13 protein-coding genes and 1 pseudogene are annotated in these 17328 nt (G+C 69.7%); 10 read left to right on the top strand and 4 right to left on the bottom strand.

Going from position 1 to position 17328, the window contains the following annotated elements:
* The 6 genes and pseudogenes from BGO22_RS06385 to BGO22_RS06360 all read left to right on the top strand — a co-directional run.
* Positions 1-431: pseudogene (locus BGO22_RS06385) on the top strand (C4-dicarboxylate ABC transporter); the annotation flags it as partial.
* A gap of 64 nt (positions 432-495) precedes the next feature.
* Positions 496-1116 carry a TRAP transporter small permease subunit gene (locus tag BGO22_RS06380; RefSeq protein ID WP_070397124.1) on the top strand — a complete coding sequence of 207 codons (621 nt, stop codon included), beginning with the start codon at positions 496-498 and terminating at the stop codon, positions 1114-1116.
* Positions 1116-3119: a TRAP transporter large permease gene (locus BGO22_RS06375; RefSeq protein WP_070397123.1), complete on the top strand. Its 2004-nt coding sequence runs from the start codon at positions 1116-1118 to the stop codon at positions 3117-3119. The genes BGO22_RS06380 and BGO22_RS06375 overlap by 1 nt, the downstream gene beginning before the upstream one ends.
* A gap of 133 nt (positions 3120-3252) precedes the next feature.
* A complete protein-coding gene (locus BGO22_RS06370; protein ID WP_070397122.1) occupies positions 3253-4134 on the top strand; it encodes a PPK2 family polyphosphate kinase in 882 nt (293 codons plus the stop codon).
* A gap of 22 nt (positions 4135-4156) precedes the next feature.
* On the top strand, positions 4157-7450 hold the full coding sequence (gene icmF / locus BGO22_RS06365; RefSeq protein WP_070397121.1) for a fused isobutyryl-CoA mutase/GTPase IcmF: 3294 nt from the start codon (positions 4157-4159) through the stop codon (positions 7448-7450).
* 13 nt (positions 7451-7463) lie between these two features.
* Positions 7464-8357 (top strand): diacylglycerol/lipid kinase family protein, encoded by an 894-nt coding sequence (locus tag BGO22_RS06360; RefSeq protein ID WP_070397120.1) that lies wholly within the window; start codon positions 7464-7466, stop codon positions 8355-8357.
* Here BGO22_RS06360 and BGO22_RS06355 read toward each other — a convergent pair whose 3' ends face one another.
* Positions 8358-9632, bottom strand: coding sequence for a right-handed parallel beta-helix repeat-containing protein (locus BGO22_RS06355; RefSeq protein ID WP_139146898.1), 1275 nt, complete (start codon positions 9630-9632; stop codon positions 8358-8360).
* Between the two features lie 125 nt (positions 9633-9757).
* Between BGO22_RS06355 and rocF the strand changes: the two genes are divergently transcribed.
* Positions 9758-10693 carry an arginase gene (rocF, locus tag BGO22_RS06350; protein WP_070397118.1) on the top strand — a complete coding sequence of 312 codons (936 nt, stop codon included), beginning with the start codon at positions 9758-9760 and terminating at the stop codon, positions 10691-10693.
* An 81-nt stretch (positions 10694-10774) separates the two neighbouring features.
* Here the strand turns inward: rocF and BGO22_RS06345 are convergent, their stop codons facing one another.
* Both BGO22_RS06345 and BGO22_RS06340 read right to left on the bottom strand, forming a co-directional pair.
* The gene (locus BGO22_RS06345; protein WP_070397117.1) at positions 10775-11074 is read right to left on the bottom strand and encodes an antibiotic biosynthesis monooxygenase family protein; all 300 of its coding nucleotides are present in this window, start codon (positions 11072-11074) and stop codon (positions 10775-10777) included.
* Positions 11019-12749, bottom strand: a complete 1731-nt coding sequence (locus BGO22_RS06340) for a GMC family oxidoreductase (protein ID WP_286849675.1) — start codon at positions 12747-12749, stop codon at positions 11019-11021. The genes BGO22_RS06345 and BGO22_RS06340 overlap by 56 nt, the downstream gene beginning before the upstream one ends.
* 162 nt (positions 12750-12911) lie before the next feature.
* Here BGO22_RS06340 and BGO22_RS06335 point away from each other — a divergent pair, with 162 nt between their 5' ends.
* Positions 12912-13769, top strand: a complete 858-nt coding sequence (locus tag BGO22_RS06335) for a 3-hydroxybutyryl-CoA dehydrogenase (protein WP_070397116.1) — start codon at positions 12912-12914, stop codon at positions 13767-13769.
* Between the two features lie 50 nt (positions 13770-13819).
* Complete coding sequence (gene gorA / locus BGO22_RS06330) at positions 13820-15223, top strand: glutathione-disulfide reductase (protein ID WP_070397115.1); 1404 nt, start codon at positions 13820-13822, stop codon at positions 15221-15223.
* A 34-nt stretch (positions 15224-15257) separates the two neighbouring features.
* On the opposite strand, the gene BGO22_RS06325 is transcribed toward gorA, so the two are convergent.
* Positions 15258-16508 (bottom strand): MgtC/SapB family protein, encoded by a 1251-nt coding sequence (locus BGO22_RS06325; protein WP_254668094.1) that lies wholly within the window; start codon positions 16506-16508, stop codon positions 15258-15260.
* 38 nt (positions 16509-16546) lie between these two features.
* On the opposite strand from BGO22_RS06325, the gene BGO22_RS06320 reads away from it, so the two are divergent.
* Positions 16547-17328, top strand: a 782-nt coding sequence (locus BGO22_RS06320; RefSeq protein WP_502686432.1) for an AMP nucleosidase family protein, incomplete at its 3' end; no start/stop codon positions are given.

Here is a 17328-nt window from a genome sequence, read left to right as displayed (position 1 = left end):
GTTTCGCCGACGTGGCCAAGAACTGCATGCTGCAGAGCTTCCACCAGAGCGGCGAGCAGTTCGAGATCCTGTTCAACGGCGCCAAGTACAAGGCCCTCAACGGCGAACTCAAGGCCATCATCGACTACGCCGTGCAGGCCGCCAGCGCCGACATGAGCTGGAAGGCCATCCACCGCAACAGCGAGGACTACATCGAACTCAAGAAGGCCGGTGTCAAGTTCTTCAAGACGCCCGACCCGGTGCTGCGCGCGCAGCTCGCGGCCTGGGACGCGACCATCGCCAAGAAGTCCGGCGAGAACCCGCTGTTCAAGAAGGTGCTCGACTCGCAGAAGGCCTTTGCCGCCCGCGCGGGCCAGTGGCAGAACGACTACACGGTCGATTTCAAGATGGCCTACAACCACTACTTCGGCCGCGGCGCCAAGAAGAGCTGATCACCGACAGCCAGCCCAGGAAAGGGCGCCCCCTTGGGCGCCCTTTCTGTTTCCGGGGAACCCCATGCAAAAACTACTTCTCACGGTCGACGCCATATCGACCTGGTTCGGCAAGGCCTGCGCCTGGACGGTGGTGCTCCTGACGGCGCTGATCACCTGGGAGGTCTTCTCCCGCTACGTGCTCAACACCCCCCACGCCTGGGTGCTCGACGCCCAGATCATGCTGTACGGCGTGCTCTTCATGACCGCCGGCGCCTACACCCTGGCCAAGAACGGCCACGTGCGCGGCGACGTGCTCTATGGCTTCTTTCGCCCGCGCACGCAGGCCACGATCGACCTCGCGCTGTACATCCTGTTCTTTCTGCCGGGCGTCATCGCACTCACCTGGGCGGGCTGGACCTTCGCCAACGAATCGCTCGCGATCCGCGAGCAAACCTTCAACGCCGACCCGCTCCCGGTCTACCCCTTCAAGTTCTTCGTGCCCATCGCCGGCGCCTTCCTGCTGCTGCAGGGCATCGCCGAGATCATCCGTTGCGTGATCTGCCTGCGCACCGGCGCCTGGCCCAGCAAGGAAGAGGACGTCGAAGAGGTCGACGTCGACAAGCTCAAGGAAATGGTGCACGTGAAAGACGCCGACATCGAAGCCCTGGACCAGACGCTGGTCACCAAGAAAGGTGGTCAGTGATGGCGATCCGCAAGGAACTCTGGTTCGGCTTCACGCTGATGGGCATCATCGTGGCCGGCGTGCTGGCCATGGTGTTCAGCGTCGACACCATGACCAACGGCCACTACGGCCTGCTCATGCTCTCGCTGGTGGTGGTGGCCATCATGCTGGGCTTTCCCACCGCCTTCACGCTCATGGGCATGGGCATGATCTTCACCTTCTTTGCCTACCACTCGGGCAACCAGACCGCGGCCGGCGCGATCACGCAGACGCTGGATCTGATGGTGCAGCGCGCTTTCTCGGTGATGGCCAGCGACGTGCTGATCGCCATCCCCCTGTTCGTGTTCATGGGCTACCTGGTCGAGCGGGCGAACCTGATCGAGAAGCTGTTTCGCAGCCTGCACCTGTCGCTGGCGCGCGTGCCGGGCTCCCTGGCCGTGGCCACGCTGGTCACCTGCGCGGTGTTCGCCACGGCCACCGGCATCGTCGGGGCGGTGGTCACGCTCATGGGCCTGCTGGCACTGCCGCAGATGCTCAAGGGCGGCTACGACACGCGATTGGCCGCGGGCGCCATCACCGCAGGCGGCTGCCTGGGTATCCTGATCCCGCCGTCGGTGCTGCTCATCGTCTACGGCGCCACCGCCGGTGTCTCCGTGGTCAAGCTGTACGCTGGCGCGTTCTTCCCCGGACTCATGCTGGCGGGCCTGTACATCGTGTACGTGATCGTCATGGCCAAGCTCAAGCCGACCTGGGCACCGCCCCTGACGGCCGAGCAGCGGCGCGTGCCGCTGCCCGAACCGCTGCTGAAGCTGGGCGCCACCGCCGGCAAGTCGGCCCTGCTCGGCCTGCTGTCTGCGCTCAAGGGCCGCAACAACCAGGGCGTGTCCACCGGCTACCTGCTGCGCCAACTCGGCGTGGTGCTGTTGCCAGCGGTCCTGTTCGTGGCCGTGGCGGTGCTCAGCTACCCCAGCGCCAAGCCGCTGGCGGCCGATGTGCCGGCCGGTCTGGTGCCCCTGGGCCTGGGCGGCGGTGCGCCGGACAGCGGCGGCGGCCTCGCCGAGCCACCGGGCGCCGACGACCAGGGACTGGCCGAGCCCGATGGCGGACTGAGCGAGCCGCCCAGCAGCGAAGGCGGGGATGGACTCGCCGAGCCGCCTTCCGCGGACCAGCCCGAGGCGCTGGGCGAGCCCGCGACCGGCGGCCTCGCCGAGCCTTCGGCGACGCCGGCTGGCGCGGCTGACGGCACCTCGGGCGCCGACGCCGCTCAGGGCGGCGCGGGCAGTGGCTACTGGATCGGCGTGGCCGTGGGAGCGCTCGCGCTCGCCGTGTTCTACGCGCTGTTCAGCTACGCCAGGGTCGAGATCTTCAAGATGCTGCTCGCCAGCTTCTTCCCGCTGATGGTGCTCATCCTGGCCGTTCTCGGCTCCATCGTGTTCGGCCTGGCGACGCCCACCGAAGCGGCCGCTGTCGGCGCCTTCGGCGGTGTTCTCCTGGCGGCCGCCTATCGGCAGCTCACTTTCAGCGTGGTCAAGGAAAGCGTCTTCCTCACGGCCAAGACGAGTGCGATGGTGTGCTGGCTGTTCGTGGGCTCGGCCATCTTCTCGGCCGCCTTCGCGCTGCTGGGCGGACAGGAGCTGGTCGAGCAATGGGTGCTGGGCATGAACCTGTCCAAGACAGAGTTCCTGATCCTGTCGCAGGTGATCATCTTCATCCTGGGCTGGCCGCTCGAATGGACCGAGATCATCGTGATCTTCATGCCCATCTTCATCCCGCTGCTGGACAACTTCGGTGTCGACCCGCTGTTCTTCGGCCTGCTGGTGGCGCTGAACCTGCAGACCGCCTTCCTGAGCCCACCGGTGGCCATGAGCGCGTTCTACCTGAAGGGTGTCGCGCCGAAGCACGTGACGCTGAATCAGATCTTCGCCGGCATGATTCCCTTCATGGGCATACAGATCATCGCCATCGTTCTGCTGTATCTGTTCCCCGGGATCGGCCTGTGGCTGCCCTCGGTGCTCTACAACTGACCACCGCTCATCCCGCACAGGGGCGCTTCGGCGCCCCTTTTTTTCTGGTTTGCCGCTACCATTGACGTTTACGTTAACGTCAATTCAACCAAGCCCGGTTAGGGTACCCGTCGCGCCCCCGCCAAGACCCGCCATGCCCAGCCCCAGCGACCTCCGTCTGCCCTTCCCCGCGTCGGTGCTGCGCGCGCCCAAGGGCTCGGCCTGGCACCGCTGGCAGATCGACCCGGAGACCGCGCGGCCCCAGGTCTCGCTCAAGTCGCTCGATCCCGCCGAGAAGCCCTTTTCGGGCGGCGACAAGGCCGCCGACAAGGCCGCGGTGGAACGGCTGGCCGACGAGATCGACCAGTTGCAGAACGTGTTCCACCCCGACGCGCGCTACAAGCTGCTGGTGGTGCTGCAGGGCACCGACACCGCCGGCAAGGACGGCACCGTGCGCGGCGTGTTCGGCCGCACCAGCCCGCTGGGCGTGCGCACCGTGGGCTGGAAGGCGCCCAGCGAGGCCGAGCGCGCGCACGACTACCTCTGGCGCATCCACCAGGCCATGCCCGGCAACGGCGAGATCGTGGTCTTCAACCGCAGCCACTACGAGGACGTGCTGGTGCCCGTGGTCAATGGCTGGATCGACAAGGCCCAGACCCAGCAGCGCTACGCGCACATCAACGACTTCGAGCGCCTGCTGGCCGAGACCGGCACCGTGGTGCTGAAATTCATGCTGCACATCGGCTTCGACGAACAGCGCCAGCGCCTGCAGGACCGCATCGACGACCCCGAGAAGCACTGGAAGTTCAGCCTGGGCGACCTCGAGGTGCGCAAGCAGTGGGGCGCGTACCAGAAGGCCTACGAGGATTTTCTGGAAGGCACCAGCACGCCCTGGGCGCCCTGGACCGTGGTGCCCGCCAACAGCAAGACCCACCGCAACCTGATGGTCGCCACCATCGTGCGCGACACCCTGCAGCGGCTGGCGCTGCGCTTCCCGCCCGACGACCCCGCGCTGAAAAATCTGCGCGTCGAATGAATCCACCCCAGAGAGACGAGCCATGACCCAGCTGAGCGCCGACTACCAGGCCCTGACCCAGTACCGCCCCAAGCACAAGGTGCGCTTCGTCACCGCGGCCAGCCTGTTCGACGGGCACGACGCGGCCATCAACATCATGCGGCGCATCCTGCAGGGCATGGGCGCCGAGGTGATCCACCTCGGGCACAACCGCAGCGTGGACGAGGTGGTCACCGCCGCGCTGCAGGAAGACGTGCAGGGCATCGCCATCAGCAGCTACCAGGGCGGACACGTCGAGTACTTCAAGTACATGGTGGACCTGCTCAAGCAGCGCGGCGGCGCGCATATCCAGGTCTTCGGCGGTGGCGGCGGCGTGATCGTGCCGAGTGAAATCCAGGAACTGCAGGCCTACGGCGTGGCGCGCATCTACAGCCCCGAGGACGGCCAGCGCATGGGCCTGCAGGGCATGATCGGCGAGATGGTCATGCGCTGCGACCACGACCTCTCGGCGCACGCGCCCAAAGCCTTGAAGGCCATCCAGGGCCATGGCGAGATGCACTGGCGCGCGCTGGCCCAGCTCATCACCGTGATCGAGAACGGCCAGGCCGATGCCGCGCTGGTGCAGGCCGTGCGCGAGGCCGCCGCGCAGGTGAAGGTGCCGGTGCTCGGCATCACGGGCACCGGCGGCGCGGGCAAGTCCTCGCTCACCGACGAGCTCATCCGCCGCCTGCGCCTGGACCAGGGCGACGCCGCGCGCGCGGCCGTCATCAGCATCGACCCCTCGCGGCGCAAGAGCGGCGGCGCGCTGCTGGGCGACCGCATCCGCATGAACGCCATCGCGCCGTGGCAGAACGGTCCACGCGTCTTCATGCGCTCCCTGGCCACGCGCGACTTCGGCAGCGAGATCAGCGCCGCCCTGCCCGACGTGATCGCCGCCTGCAAGGCCGCGGGCTTCGACCTCGTGATCGTGGAGACCTCGGGCATCGGCCAGGGCGACGCGGCCATCGTGCCGCACGTGGATGTGCCGCTGTACGTGATGACGCCCGAGTTCGGCGCCGCCAGCCAGCTCGAGAAGATCGACATGCTGGACTTCGCCGAGTTCGTGGCCATCAACAAGTTCGACCGCAAGGGCGCGGCCGATGCCTTGCGCGACGTCGCCAAGCAGGTGCAGCGCAACAAGGAGGCCTGGGGCAAGCGAGCGGACGAGATGCCCGTCTTCGGCACCATGGCCGCGCGCTTCAACGACGACGGCGTGACCGCGCTGTACCAGGCGCTCAAGCCCCGCCTGGCCGGGCTGGGCCTGGCGCTGAAAGAAGGCAGCCTGCCCGTGGTGGACGTGCGCCACAGCACCAACCAGACCCCCGTGGTGCCGCCCGCGCGCACGCGCTACCTGGCCGAGATCGCCGACACCGTGCGCGGCTACAAGAAGTCCGTGCGCGAACAGGCGCGCCTGGCGCGTGAGATCCAGCAGCTGCAGGCCACGGCGGGCATGCTGCGCAAGGACAAGCCTGAGCGTGCCCGCGCCGCCGAAGCGGTGATCGACCTGGCCCAGGTGCGCGAACTCGACCAGGACCCGGGCGCGCGCAAGCTGCTGGCGCAGTGGCCCGACATGCAGAAGGCCTACGCGGGCGACGAGTACGTGGTGAAGATCCGCGACAAGGAGATCCGCACGGCGCTCACCACCAAAAGCCTGTCGGGCACAGTGATTCGCAAGGTCGCGCTGCCGCCCTACGAAGACCACGGCGAACTGCTCAAGTGGCTGATGCTGGAGAACGTGCCCGGCAGCTTCCCCTACACCGCCGGCACCTTCGCCTTCAAGCGCGAAGGGGAGGACCCCACGCGCATGTTCGCCGGCGAGGGCGACCCCTTCCGAACCAACCGGCGCTTCCGGCTGCTGTCCGAAGGCATGCCGGCCAAGCGCCTGTCCACCGCCTTCGACTCGGTCACGCTCTACGGCAACGACCCCGACCCGCGCCCGGACATCTACGGCAAGGTCGGCAACTCGGGCGTGAGCATCGCCACGCTGGACGACATGAAGGTGCTCTACGGCGGCTTCGACCTCTGCCACCCGGCCACCTCCGTGTCCATGACCATCAACGGCCCGGCCCCCACCATCCTGGCCATGTTCATGAACACGGCGATCGACCAGAACCTGGAGAAGTTCCAGGCCGACAACGGCCGCGAGCCCACCGCCACCGAGGCCGCCAAGATCCGCGAATGGGTGCTGGCCAATGTGCGCGGCACGGTGCAGGCCGACATCCTGAAGGAAGACCAGGGCCAGAACACCTGCATCTTCAGCACCGAGTTCAGCCTCAAGGTGATGGGCGACATCGCCAGCTACTTCGTGCACCACGACGTGCGCAACTTCTACTCGGTGTCCATCAGCGGCTACCACATCGCCGAGGCCGGGGCCAACCCGATCAGCCAGCTCGCCTTCACGCTATCGAACGGCTTCACCTTCGTGGAGGCCTACCTCGCGCGCGGCATGCACATCGACGACTTCGCGCCCAACCTGAGCTTCTTCTTCAGCAACGGCATGGACCCCGAGTACACCGTGATGGGCCGCGTGGCGAGGCGCATCTGGGCCGTGGCCATGCGCGACAAGTACGGCGCCAACGAGCGCAGCCAGAAGCTCAAGTACCACATCCAGACCAGCGGGCGCAGCCTGCACGCGCAGGAAATCCAGTTCAACGACATCCGCACCACCCTGCAGGCGCTGATCGCCATCTACGACAACTGCAACAGCCTGCACACCAACGCTTTCGACGAGGCCATCACCACGCCCACCGAAGACTCGGTGCGCCGCGCCATGGCGATCCAGCTCATCATCAACCGCGAGTGGGGTCTGGCCAAGAACGAGAACCCCAGCCAGGGCAGCTTCATCATCGAGGAGCTGACCGAACTGGTGGAGGAGGCGGTGCTGGCCGAGTTCGAGCGCATCGCCGAGCGCGGCGGCGTGCTCGGGGCCATGGAGACCGGCTACCAGCGCGGCCGCATCCAGGACGAGTCGATGCACTACGAGATGCTCAAGCACACCGGCGAGCTGCCCATCATCGGCGTGAACACCTTCCGCAACCCGCACGGCGACCCGATCCCGCAGTCGCTGGAGCTGGCGCGCTCCACCGAGGACGAAAAGCAAAGCCAGCTCAAGCGCCTGCAGGACTTCCATGCGCGCCACGCGGCCGAGTCGCCCGCGATGCTGGCGCGCCTCAAGCGCGCCGTGATCGAGAACGGCAACGTGTTCGAGGTGCTGATGGACGCGGTGCGCTGCTGTTCGCTGGGCCAGATCACCAGCGCGCTGTTCGAGGTGGGCGGCCAGTACCGGCGCAACATGTGACGGCGCCGCCTCCGTGCGTGCCGTCCTCTTCAACCCCGCCGCCCGCGCCGGCCGGGCCTCGGCCCTGCTGCCCGGGCTGCGCCGCGCCCTGCCCGCCGACGTGGCCCTGCACGTGCCCGACAGCGCCGAGGCGGCGCTCGCCGTGCTGCACGCCCTGCCCCCCGGCAGCCGCGTGGTGGCCGTGGGCGGCGATGGCACCCTGCACCGCTGGCTGCCCGCGCTCATCGCGCGCGACCACGAGCTGGGCCTGGTGCCCCTGGGCAGCGGCAACGACGTGGCGCGCGCGCTCGGCCTGGGGCGGGAGGCGCCGCTGGCCTGGCTGTCGCACGCGCTCAACGCCCCGCCCAGCTTCATGGACCTCGGCCTGGCCCTCTGGCACGACGGCCAGGGCCGCCCGCACGAGACACCTTTCATCTCCAGCCTGAGCGCGGGCTTCGACGCCGCCGTGGCGCGCCGTGCCATCGACGGCCCGCCCCGCCTGCGCGGCCTGCCGCGCTACCTCTGGGCCACGCTGCGCGAGCTCGCGGCCCTGCGCACCTGGGCGCTGGACATCACCGTGGACGGCGAGCACCTGCACAGCGGCCCCGCCCTGTTCGCGGCCAGCCTGAACACCCCCAGCTTCGGTGGCGGCATGCCCGCCACGCCAGGCGCGCGCACGCACGACGGCCTGCTCAACCTGTTGCTGGCCGGGCCTTTCACACGCGGTGGCGCGCTGCGCATGCTGCCGCGCCTGCTGCGCGGCCGCCACCTGGGCCACCCCCGCATCCACACCCAGGCCTTCGAGGCCCTGCTGATCCTCGCCCGGGGCGACCTGCCGCTGGCCGCCGACGGCGAATGGCTGGGCTTGGCCCGCTCCGTCCAGGTGGTGGTGCGACCCTCGGCGCTGCGCGTGGTGCGCAAGGGCTGATCAGGGCGCCGACTGCAGGGCCCCGGCCACCCGGCTTGCGCCGGTGATGGCGCGCAGCACGAAGGGGCTGGGCGTGTCGTTCACATAGGCCGCGTCCGGCACGCCCGACAGGCCGATGCGGGCCTGCAGCGTGGCGTTGGGCCAGAAGTTCGGCGCACCCACGTTGCTGGCGCCGGGGATGTTGGCCGCCGTGTCGAAGACGTTCTGGCTCTGGCCCACGCTGCCGCTGGAGAAGCCGCCGGCGATCAGCGTGGGGCTGCCCGTGCCCGCGAACAGGTTGGCGGTGAGGCTCACGGTGCTGGCGCCGCTGGCCACGTACAGGTAGCCGCCGCCCGATCGCGTGCTCACCAGGGTGTTGTGCACCAGCTGCAGCGAGCGCGAGGGGTTGGTGTAGCCCTCGAAGCCATAGGCGACGAGGTAGGCGTTGTCGGCGTTCGGGCCCTTCTGCATGAGGTTGCCGCGCAGGACGACCTGGCCACCGTTCGGGAAGTCGGTCTGGTAGCTGGCGGTGCCGCTGGGGCCATCCATGAAGTAGCTGTTCTCGATCAGGTTGTCGCGCGCGCGGCTCTTCAGGTTGTGCCCGATGCGGGCCTGGCGGAAGAAGCTGGCGCGCACCACCAGGCGGTCGATCTGGTTGACGTAGAGGTTGTGCGTGTAGCCGTCGCCGCGCCCGTTGCCCGCGAACTCGGTGTAGCTGATGTCGATGCTGCCGTTGCCCGGGTTGGCCAGCAGGCCGTTCTCGTTGTCGTAGAAGCCGCTGTTGAGGATGCGCAAGGTGCCGCTGGTGTGCTCGGCGCGGATGCCGGCGCCGTTCTGGTCGGGCACGGTGGCGTTGTGGAAGGAAATGCCGTCCACCGTGACGTTGGCGCCGCCGATGACCCAGATGCCCTTGCCGCGCGCGTTCTGGCCGTCGGCGTACATGCGCGCGGGGCCGCCCGCGCCGCAGATGGTCAGGTTGCCGGCCGTCCATTGCGCGACGGCGGCCGAGCCGCGGTAGTCGCCCGCGCTGATGCGGATGGTGTCGCCCGACTGGGCGGCGGCCGCGGCGGCGGCGGGCGAGGCATAGGTTTTGCCAGGGCCCACCTCAAGCACGCGGCCGGCCGGGCTGGCGCAGGCATTGCCCAGGCCAGGGCCCGCGCCCGGGGGCAAAGGCGTCACGCTGGAGGGCGGCAGAGGAGAAGACGGGGACTGGCCGGGGCCATCGGAGCCACCGCCACCGCCGCAAGCGGCCAGGCCGGCGAGCAGCGCGGGAATGCACAAGAGACGAAGGAGCATACGGGCGCGGGGCCGGGCGGTGGCCCGGCGCAGGAGATGGGACGGGGGAGTATCCGGTGTCGGATGGCCCCCTGCGCCCCGCGCAGGGTAGCGATTCGTAACAGTCGCGCGGAGAATGCCGAGCCATGCAAGCCCCCATCACGCTCATCGGCGCGCCCACCGACATCGGCGCTGGCGCGCGCGGCGCGTCCATGGGCCCCGAGGCCCTGCGCGTGGCCGGCCTCGTGGCCGTTCTGCAGGCCCAGGGCCTCAGGGTGCACGACCGCGGCAACCTGTCCGGCCCGGCCAACCCCTGGCGTCCGCCACAAGGCGGCTACCGTCACATCGAGGAGGTGGCGGCCTGGAACCAGAGCCTGCACGGCGCCGTGCTGGACGAGCTGCGCGCCGGCCACCTGCCCATCGTGCTGGGCGGCGACCACTGCCTGGGCCTGGGCTCTATCAGCGCGGTGGCCCGGCATTGCCGCGAAAGACACAAAAAGTTGCGTGTGCTGTGGCTGGACGCGCACGCCGACTTCAACACCGCCGCCCTCACGCCCAGCGGCAACCTGCACGGCATGCCGGTGGCCCTGCTGTGTGGCCTGGGCCCGCCCGAACTCACGGGCATCGGCGGCCACACGCCCGCGATCCGCCCGCAGGACATCCGCCAGATCGGCATCCGCAGCGTGGACGCGGGCGAGAAACGCCTGGTGCACGAGCACGGGCTGGAGGTGTTCGACATGCGCACCATCGACGAGATGGGCATGCGCCGCACCATGGAGCTGGCGTTGGCCGGCGTCGACGGCGACACCCACCTGCACGTGAGTTTTGACGTCGATTTCCTGGACCCGGAGATCGCGCCCGGCGTGGGCACCACGGTGCGCGGCGGCCCCACCTACCGCGAGGCGCAGCTGTGCATGGAAATGATCGCGGACACCGGCCGGCTGGCCTCGCTCGACGTGATGGAGCTGAACCCGGCGCTGGACGTGCGCAACCGCACGGCCGAACTGGCGGTGGACCTGGTGGAGAGCCTGTTCGGCAAGTCCACCCTCATGAGAAAGCAAGCACCGGCGCGCGTGACTTGATCGAGGATGCCGCGGAACCGGCTCTGCCGGGCCGCGGCATCACCCCCTGGGGGGTGACGCGCGCAGCGCGGCGCAGGGGGGTCAACTCTTGCCCACCAGCTCCAGGTGCTCCACCACCGGCGGCTGCGCGAAGAACGGCCCGACGATGGCGCGCCATTCGGCGAAGGCCGGCGAGCCGCGGAAGCCCACGGTGTGGTCCTCCAGCGTGTCCCAGTAAATCATCAGCAGGTAGCGGCCCGGGCTCTCGATGCTGCGGTTGACCTTGAAGCCCTGGAAGCCCTTGGCCGTCGAGATGACGGTGCTCGCGCCGCGCAGGATGGCTTCCTCAAACGCCGAGGCCTTCGAGGGGTCGATGCGGATGTCCGCGTGTTCCAGGATCATGGGCTGTCTCCGTTGTTGACTCGGCCGCGGCGCGGCGCGCGGCGCGGATCATATCCACCGCCTTCTCGGCGATCATGATCACGGGGGCATTGGTGTTGCCGCCGACGATGCGCGGCATCACCGAGCCGTCGACCACGCGCAGGCCGCGCACGCCGTGCACGCGCAGCTGCGGGTCCACCACGGCGCCCTCGCCCGGTCCCCCGCTCGACCCACCCATCGGCCCCATCCGACAGGTGCCCACGGGGTGGTAAATGGTGTCGGCGTGGCCGCGCACGAACTGTTCGATCTGCGCCTCGCTCCGTGCATCGGCCGAGGCCCGCGACTCCACGCCGCCGAAGCGAGCCAGCGCGGGCTGGTTCAGCAGTTGCCGCATGCGCTGGAAGCCGCGCACCAGGCGTGCGGTGTCGTCCGGGTCGCTCAGGAAGGCCGGGTCGATCAGCGGCATCACCTGCGGGTCGCGGCTGGCCAGGCGCAGCGTGCCCCGGCTCTTGGGGCGCAACAGGCACACATGGCACGAGTAGCCGTGACCGAACACCGTCTTGCGCCCATGGTCCACCAGCTTGCCGATGACGAAGTGCAGCTGCAGGTCGGGAATGGTCTCGTCGGGCGAGCTGCGGATGAAGCCGCCCGCCTCGGCGAAGTTGGTCGTGAGCAAGCCGGTGCGCGTGCGCCGCCACTCGACGATGCCGCGCAGCGCCGCCAGCGCGCCCCGCAGCGACAGGCCGAACAGCTCGGTCGCGCGCGGCGCGCTGACCACCTGCACCACGTCCACGTGGTCGTGCAGGTGGGCGCCCACGTCGGGCAGGTGGTGCACCACGCGGATGCCCCGTTCGCGCAGGTGATCGCCCGGCCCGATGCCCGAGAGCATGAGCAGCTGCGGCGAGCCGAAGGCGCCGGCGCTGAGCACCACCTCGCCACCGTCGCGGCAGCGCGCCAACTGCAGGGGGCCGCGCCCGCCGCTGGCGCGGTACTCCACGGCCACGGCGCGCGGCGACTGGCCGGCCTCCTCGTCCAGCACCACGCGGCAGACCAGCGCGTCGGTGATGACCGTGAGGTTGGGCCGGCCCAGGTGCGGCGTGAGATAGGCCTTGGCCGCGCTGAAGCGCTCGCCGTGCTGGTGCGTGACCTGGTAGTGGCCGATGCCTTCCTGTTCGGCGCCGTTGAAGTCGGCGTTGATCGGGTAGCCCGCCTCGCGCCCGGCCGCGATGAAGTGCGGCACGAAGGGGTTGGGGCTGGTGAGGTCGCGCACGTTCAGCGGGCCGCCGGTGCCGTGGAAGGCGTCGGCGCCGCGCTCGTTGTGCTCGGCGCGCTTGAAGATCGGCAGCACGTCGGACCAGGCCCAGCCCGGGTTGCCCGCGGCGGCCCAGGCGTCGTAGTCGCTGGGGTGGCCGCGCGCGTAGATCATGGCATTCACCGAACTGGAGCCGCCCAGCACCTTGCCGCGCGGCTGGTAGCCGCGCCGCCCGTTCAGGCCGGGCTGGGGCACGGTCTCGTAGCACCAGTTGGCCTGCCCGTTCTTGGCCAGCACCGCCAGCCCGGCGGGGCAGTGGATGAGCACGCTGCGGTCGGGCGGCCCGGCCTCGATGAGGGCCACGCGCAGGGCCGGGTCCTCGCTGAGCCGGCCGGCCAGCACGCAGCCGGCCGATCCGCCGCCCACGATGATCACGTCGTACATGCTGTCTCCTGCATTGCCGCCGGGACCCGGGTGGGTACGCGACAATCGGCGGCCAAGGTAGCAGGCGCCCCCTTCGCGGTGTAGGCAGGCCTGCCTAGCCAAGACGCCCGCGCCACGCGGGTTTCCCCTGATCCCCACCCCTTTCTCTCCGAGGTTCTTCGCATGAGCAGCAACAGCATCCAGACGGTCGGCATCATCGGCTCGGGCACCATGGGCAACGGCATCGCCCAGGCCTGCGCCACCAGCGGCATCCGCGTGGTGATGGTCGACATCGCGCAGGCCGCGCTGGACAAAGGCCTGGCCACCGTGGCCGCCAGCCTGGACCGGCTGATCAAGAAGGAGAAGCTGACGGCCGAAGGCAAGGCCCAGGCGCTGTCGCTCATCCGGGCCAGCACGAACTACGAGGACCTCAAGGGCGCGCAGCTCGTGATCGAGGCCGCCACCGAGAACGAAGGCCTCAAGCTCAAGATCCTGCAGCAGCTCGACGCGCTGCTCGCGCCCGAGGTGATCGTCGCCACCAACACCAGTTCGATCAGCATCACCAAACTGGCCGCCGCCACGAAGCGCGCCGACCGCTTCATCGGCATGCACTTCTTCAACCCCGTGCCCATGATGGCGCTGGTGGAGATCATCCGCGGCCTGCAGACCAGCGACGCCACGCACGCCACGGTGAAGGCCCTGGCCGAGGCCCTGGGCAAAACGCCCATCACGGTGAAGAACGCGCCGGGCTTCGTGGTCAACCGCATCCTGGTGCCCATGATCAACGAAGCCTTCTTCGTGCTGGCCGAAGGACTGGCCACAGCCGAGGACATCGACGCCGGCATGAAGCTGGGCACCAACCAGCCCATCGGTCCGTTGGCGCTGGCCGACATGATCGGCCTGGACGTGTGCCTGGCGGTCATGAACGTCTACGTCGAGGAATACAACGACAGCAAGTACCGCCCCTGCCCGCTGCTCAAGGAAATGGTGGCCGCGGGCTACCTGGGGCGCAAGACGGGGCGCGGGGTGTACACGTACTGACGATGGCCCGGTGCGCGCCGGGCCTTTGATGGCGGCCTACCATCGCCCCCATGAGCGCATACGACTTCGATCTCTTCGTCATTGGCGGTGGCAGCGGCGGCGTGCGCGCCGCCCGCATGGCCGCGCAGCGCGGCCAGCGCGTGGCCCTGGCCGAGGTGCTGGGCACCGACGGCCTGGGCGGCACCTGCGTCAACGTGGGCTGCATACCCAAGAAGCTGTACAGCTACGCCGCGCACTACCACGAAGCCTTCGAGGAGGCGGCCGGCTTCGGCTGGCGCGTCGGAGAAGCCCATTTCGACTGGGCCACGCTGAAGGCCAACCGGGCCAAGGAGATCGCGCGCCTGAACGGCGTCTACGCCAACCTGCTCAGCGGCTCCGGCGTCACGCGGCTCGACGGCTTCGCGCGCCTGGCCGGCGACCATGAGATCGAACTCGCCACGCTGCACGCCGACGGCTCACCGGGCCACCAGCGCTTCAGCGCCGCCCACATCCTGATCGCCACCGGCGGCACGCCCCACGTGCCGCACTTCAGCGGGCGCGAGCACGTGATCACCAGCAACGAGGTGTTCGACCTCGACCCCTTCCCGCGGCGCCTGCTCATCGTCGGCGGCGGCTACATCGCCTGCGAGTTCGCCTCCATCTTCAACGGCCTGGGCGCGCGGGTGACGCAGCTCTACCGCGGCGAGCAGGTGCTGCGCGGCTTCGACGACGAGATCCGCCACTTCGCGGCGGGCGAGATGGCCAAGGCCGGCGTGGACCTGCGCCTCAATGCCGGCGTGGTGGACATCCGCAAGACCCCCGACGGCCTGGTGGTGCGCTGCGAGGACGGCAATACCTTCACCGTGGACGCCGCGCTCTACGCCACCGGCCGGGTCCCCAACACCCAGGGGCTCGGGCTGGACACCGCGGGCGTGGCCCAGGGCGCCAAGGGCGAGGTGCTCGTCAACGGGCGCTACCAGACCAACGTGCCGCACATCCGCGCTATCGGCGACGTGACCGACCGCGTGCAGCTCACGCCCGTGGCGCTGGGCGAGGCCATGGTGGTGGTGGACGACATCTGCGGCCCCGCGCCCGGCAAGGCCGCGCGCGAGATGAGCTACGACTTCGTGCCCACCGCCGTCTTCACGCACCCCAGCATCGGCACCGTGGGCCTCACAGAAGCCCAGGCGCGCGAGCGCTTTGGCGAAGTCACCGTCTTCCGCAGCGAATTCAAGGCCTTGAAGCACACCCTGTCGGGCCGCACCGAGCGCACGCTGATGAAGCTGGTGGTGGACACCCAGAGCGACCGCGTGGTCGGCCTGCACATGGTCGGCGCCGAAGCGGGCGAGATCGTGCAGGGCTTCGCCGTCGCGCTCAAGGCCGGCGCCACCAAGGCGGTGTTCGACAGCACCATCGGCATCCACCCGACGGCGGCCGAGGAGTTCGTCACCATGCGCGAGCCGGTGCGCCGCTGAGCGGACGGCGGGCCTCGCGTCCCCCTCGGCCCCCTCAGCCCCACCAGGCCAGCAGGGCCACGCCCAGCAGCGTGTGCAGCCACAGCCCCGGCGCCAGCCAGCGCAGGTAGGCCCAGCCGCCCGATGCGAACGCAGTGACCGACTTGCTGCCCGCGTGCACCAGCAGCACCAGCATCAGCGCGCGCCGAGACCCTTCAGCGGGCGCCGCGTCGCTGAACACCGCCGCCACCGAGGCGTGCAGATCGGCCAGGGCGCCCACCACGGCGCCGGCCATCAAGCCCGCCTGGCCCAGCCAGGCCTGCAGACCGTGCACCAGGGCCTGCACGGCCGCCAGCAGCGCCGCCACGGCCAGCGCGCCACCCAGGCTGAACATGCGGTCGTCGCGCGCGCTCGGTAAGGCCTCGGTGCGCGGGGTGGCGCCCGTCACCACCACGTCCTTGACCTCGCCACGCACGAGCCACCAGCCCCAGGCCAGCGCCAGCGTGGCGGCCACCAGCACAGGCAGCCACAGCACCGGCAGCCAGGCCGGGCGCACGGCGGCCGCCACCAGCAGCAGCTGCAACTGCGTCGACACGCAAGACAGCAGGCCACCGCCGGCCATGGCGCGCGCGGGGGCGCTGCCCTCGCGCGCCGCCAGGCCCATGCTGGCGATGGTGGCGGTGCTCGACACGAAGCCCGAGGCCAGCGCCGACAGCGCCACCGCGTGCCGCGTGGCCAGCAACCGGCGCGCCAGGTGGGCCGCCGACTGCAGGGTCAGCAGCAGGGCCAGCAAGGTGCCGATGGTGCGCGGGTTGAGCGCCTCGCCCCACAGCGGCCGATCGGGCAGCAGGGGCAGGCCCAACAGCACCAGCGCCACCAGCAATAGGCCGTCGCGCAGCTCGGCCGCCCGCAGCCAGTGGTTGACGAAACGGTGGGCGCGATCGCGCACCGCCAGCACCACGGTCAAGCCCACGGCCAGGCCCGCCGCCAGCGCGGCGCTGTGCGCGCTCAACACGCCGACCAGGTAGGTCAGCAGCAAGGCCACTTCGGTGGTCACGCCGGGGTCCTCGGAACGGTCCTTCAGGTAGGCCACCAGGCCCAGGCCCGCGACGAAGGCCGCGCCCGCCACCACAATGCCGCTGAGCCCGGTGAGCGCCGCGGCGGCGCCCGTGACGCAGGTGAGCGCAAAACTGCGCAGGCCGGCCAGGGCGCGCGTCGGCCCCGCGCCCTTGCGCCGCTCGCGCTCGATGCCCACCAGCAGGCCGCAGCCCAGCGCCACGGCCAGGGTGGCGGCCGCGTGGGACAAATCGGGGGAGTTCAGGCCGTTCACTTCACAATAGCCGCATGCAAAAAACGCCCGAATTTACCGCCCCCCAGCGCTTCGACGACCCGGACGCCGCGCTGGACCAGGTGCGCCGCATCTACCAGCACAGCGTCGAGTTCCTGCGCCAGGCCTTGCACGACTACGTCGGCGGCGCCGATTTCCACGGCGTGCGCGTGCGCGCCTGCTACCCCTACGCGCGGCTGGTGAGCCACAGCAACCTGCGCCTGGGCGAGGGGGCCGACGAACTCGGCCGCCAGCGCCTGAGCTACGGCTTCGTGGCCGGCCCAGGCCGCTACGAAACCACCCTCACCCGCCCCGACCTGTACGGCGACTACTACCGCGAACAGTTCCGCCTGCTGCTGGCCAACCACGGCGGCGAGATCGAGATCGGCACCAGCACCCAGCCCATCCCGATCCATTTCTCGTTCGCCGAGCACGACCATGTGGAGGGCCAGATGGGCGCCACGCGGCGCGCCTTCATGCGCGACGTCTTCGACCTGCCCGACCTCACGGCCATGGACGACGGCATCGCCAACGGTACGCACCAGCCCGGCCCGGGCGAGGCACAGCCGCTGGCGCTGTTCACCGCACCGCGCGTGGACTACTCGCTGCAGCGCATGCGCCACTACACCGGCACCTCGCCCGACTGGTTCCAGAACTTCGTGCTGTTCACCAACTACCAGTTCTACATCGACGAATTCATCAAGCTCGGCCACGCCGAGATGGACAAGCCCGACAGCCCGTACGTGGCCTTCGTCGAGCCGGGCAACGTGGTCACGCGGCGCAAGGGCCTGCAGGCGCG

It is taken from the genome of Hydrogenophaga sp. 70-12 (assembly GCF_001897365.1).
GTDB lineage: Bacteria > Pseudomonadota > Gammaproteobacteria > Burkholderiales > Burkholderiaceae_C > Hydrogenophaga > Hydrogenophaga borbori.
This window is presented reverse-complemented; position numbering and strand designations above follow the sequence as displayed.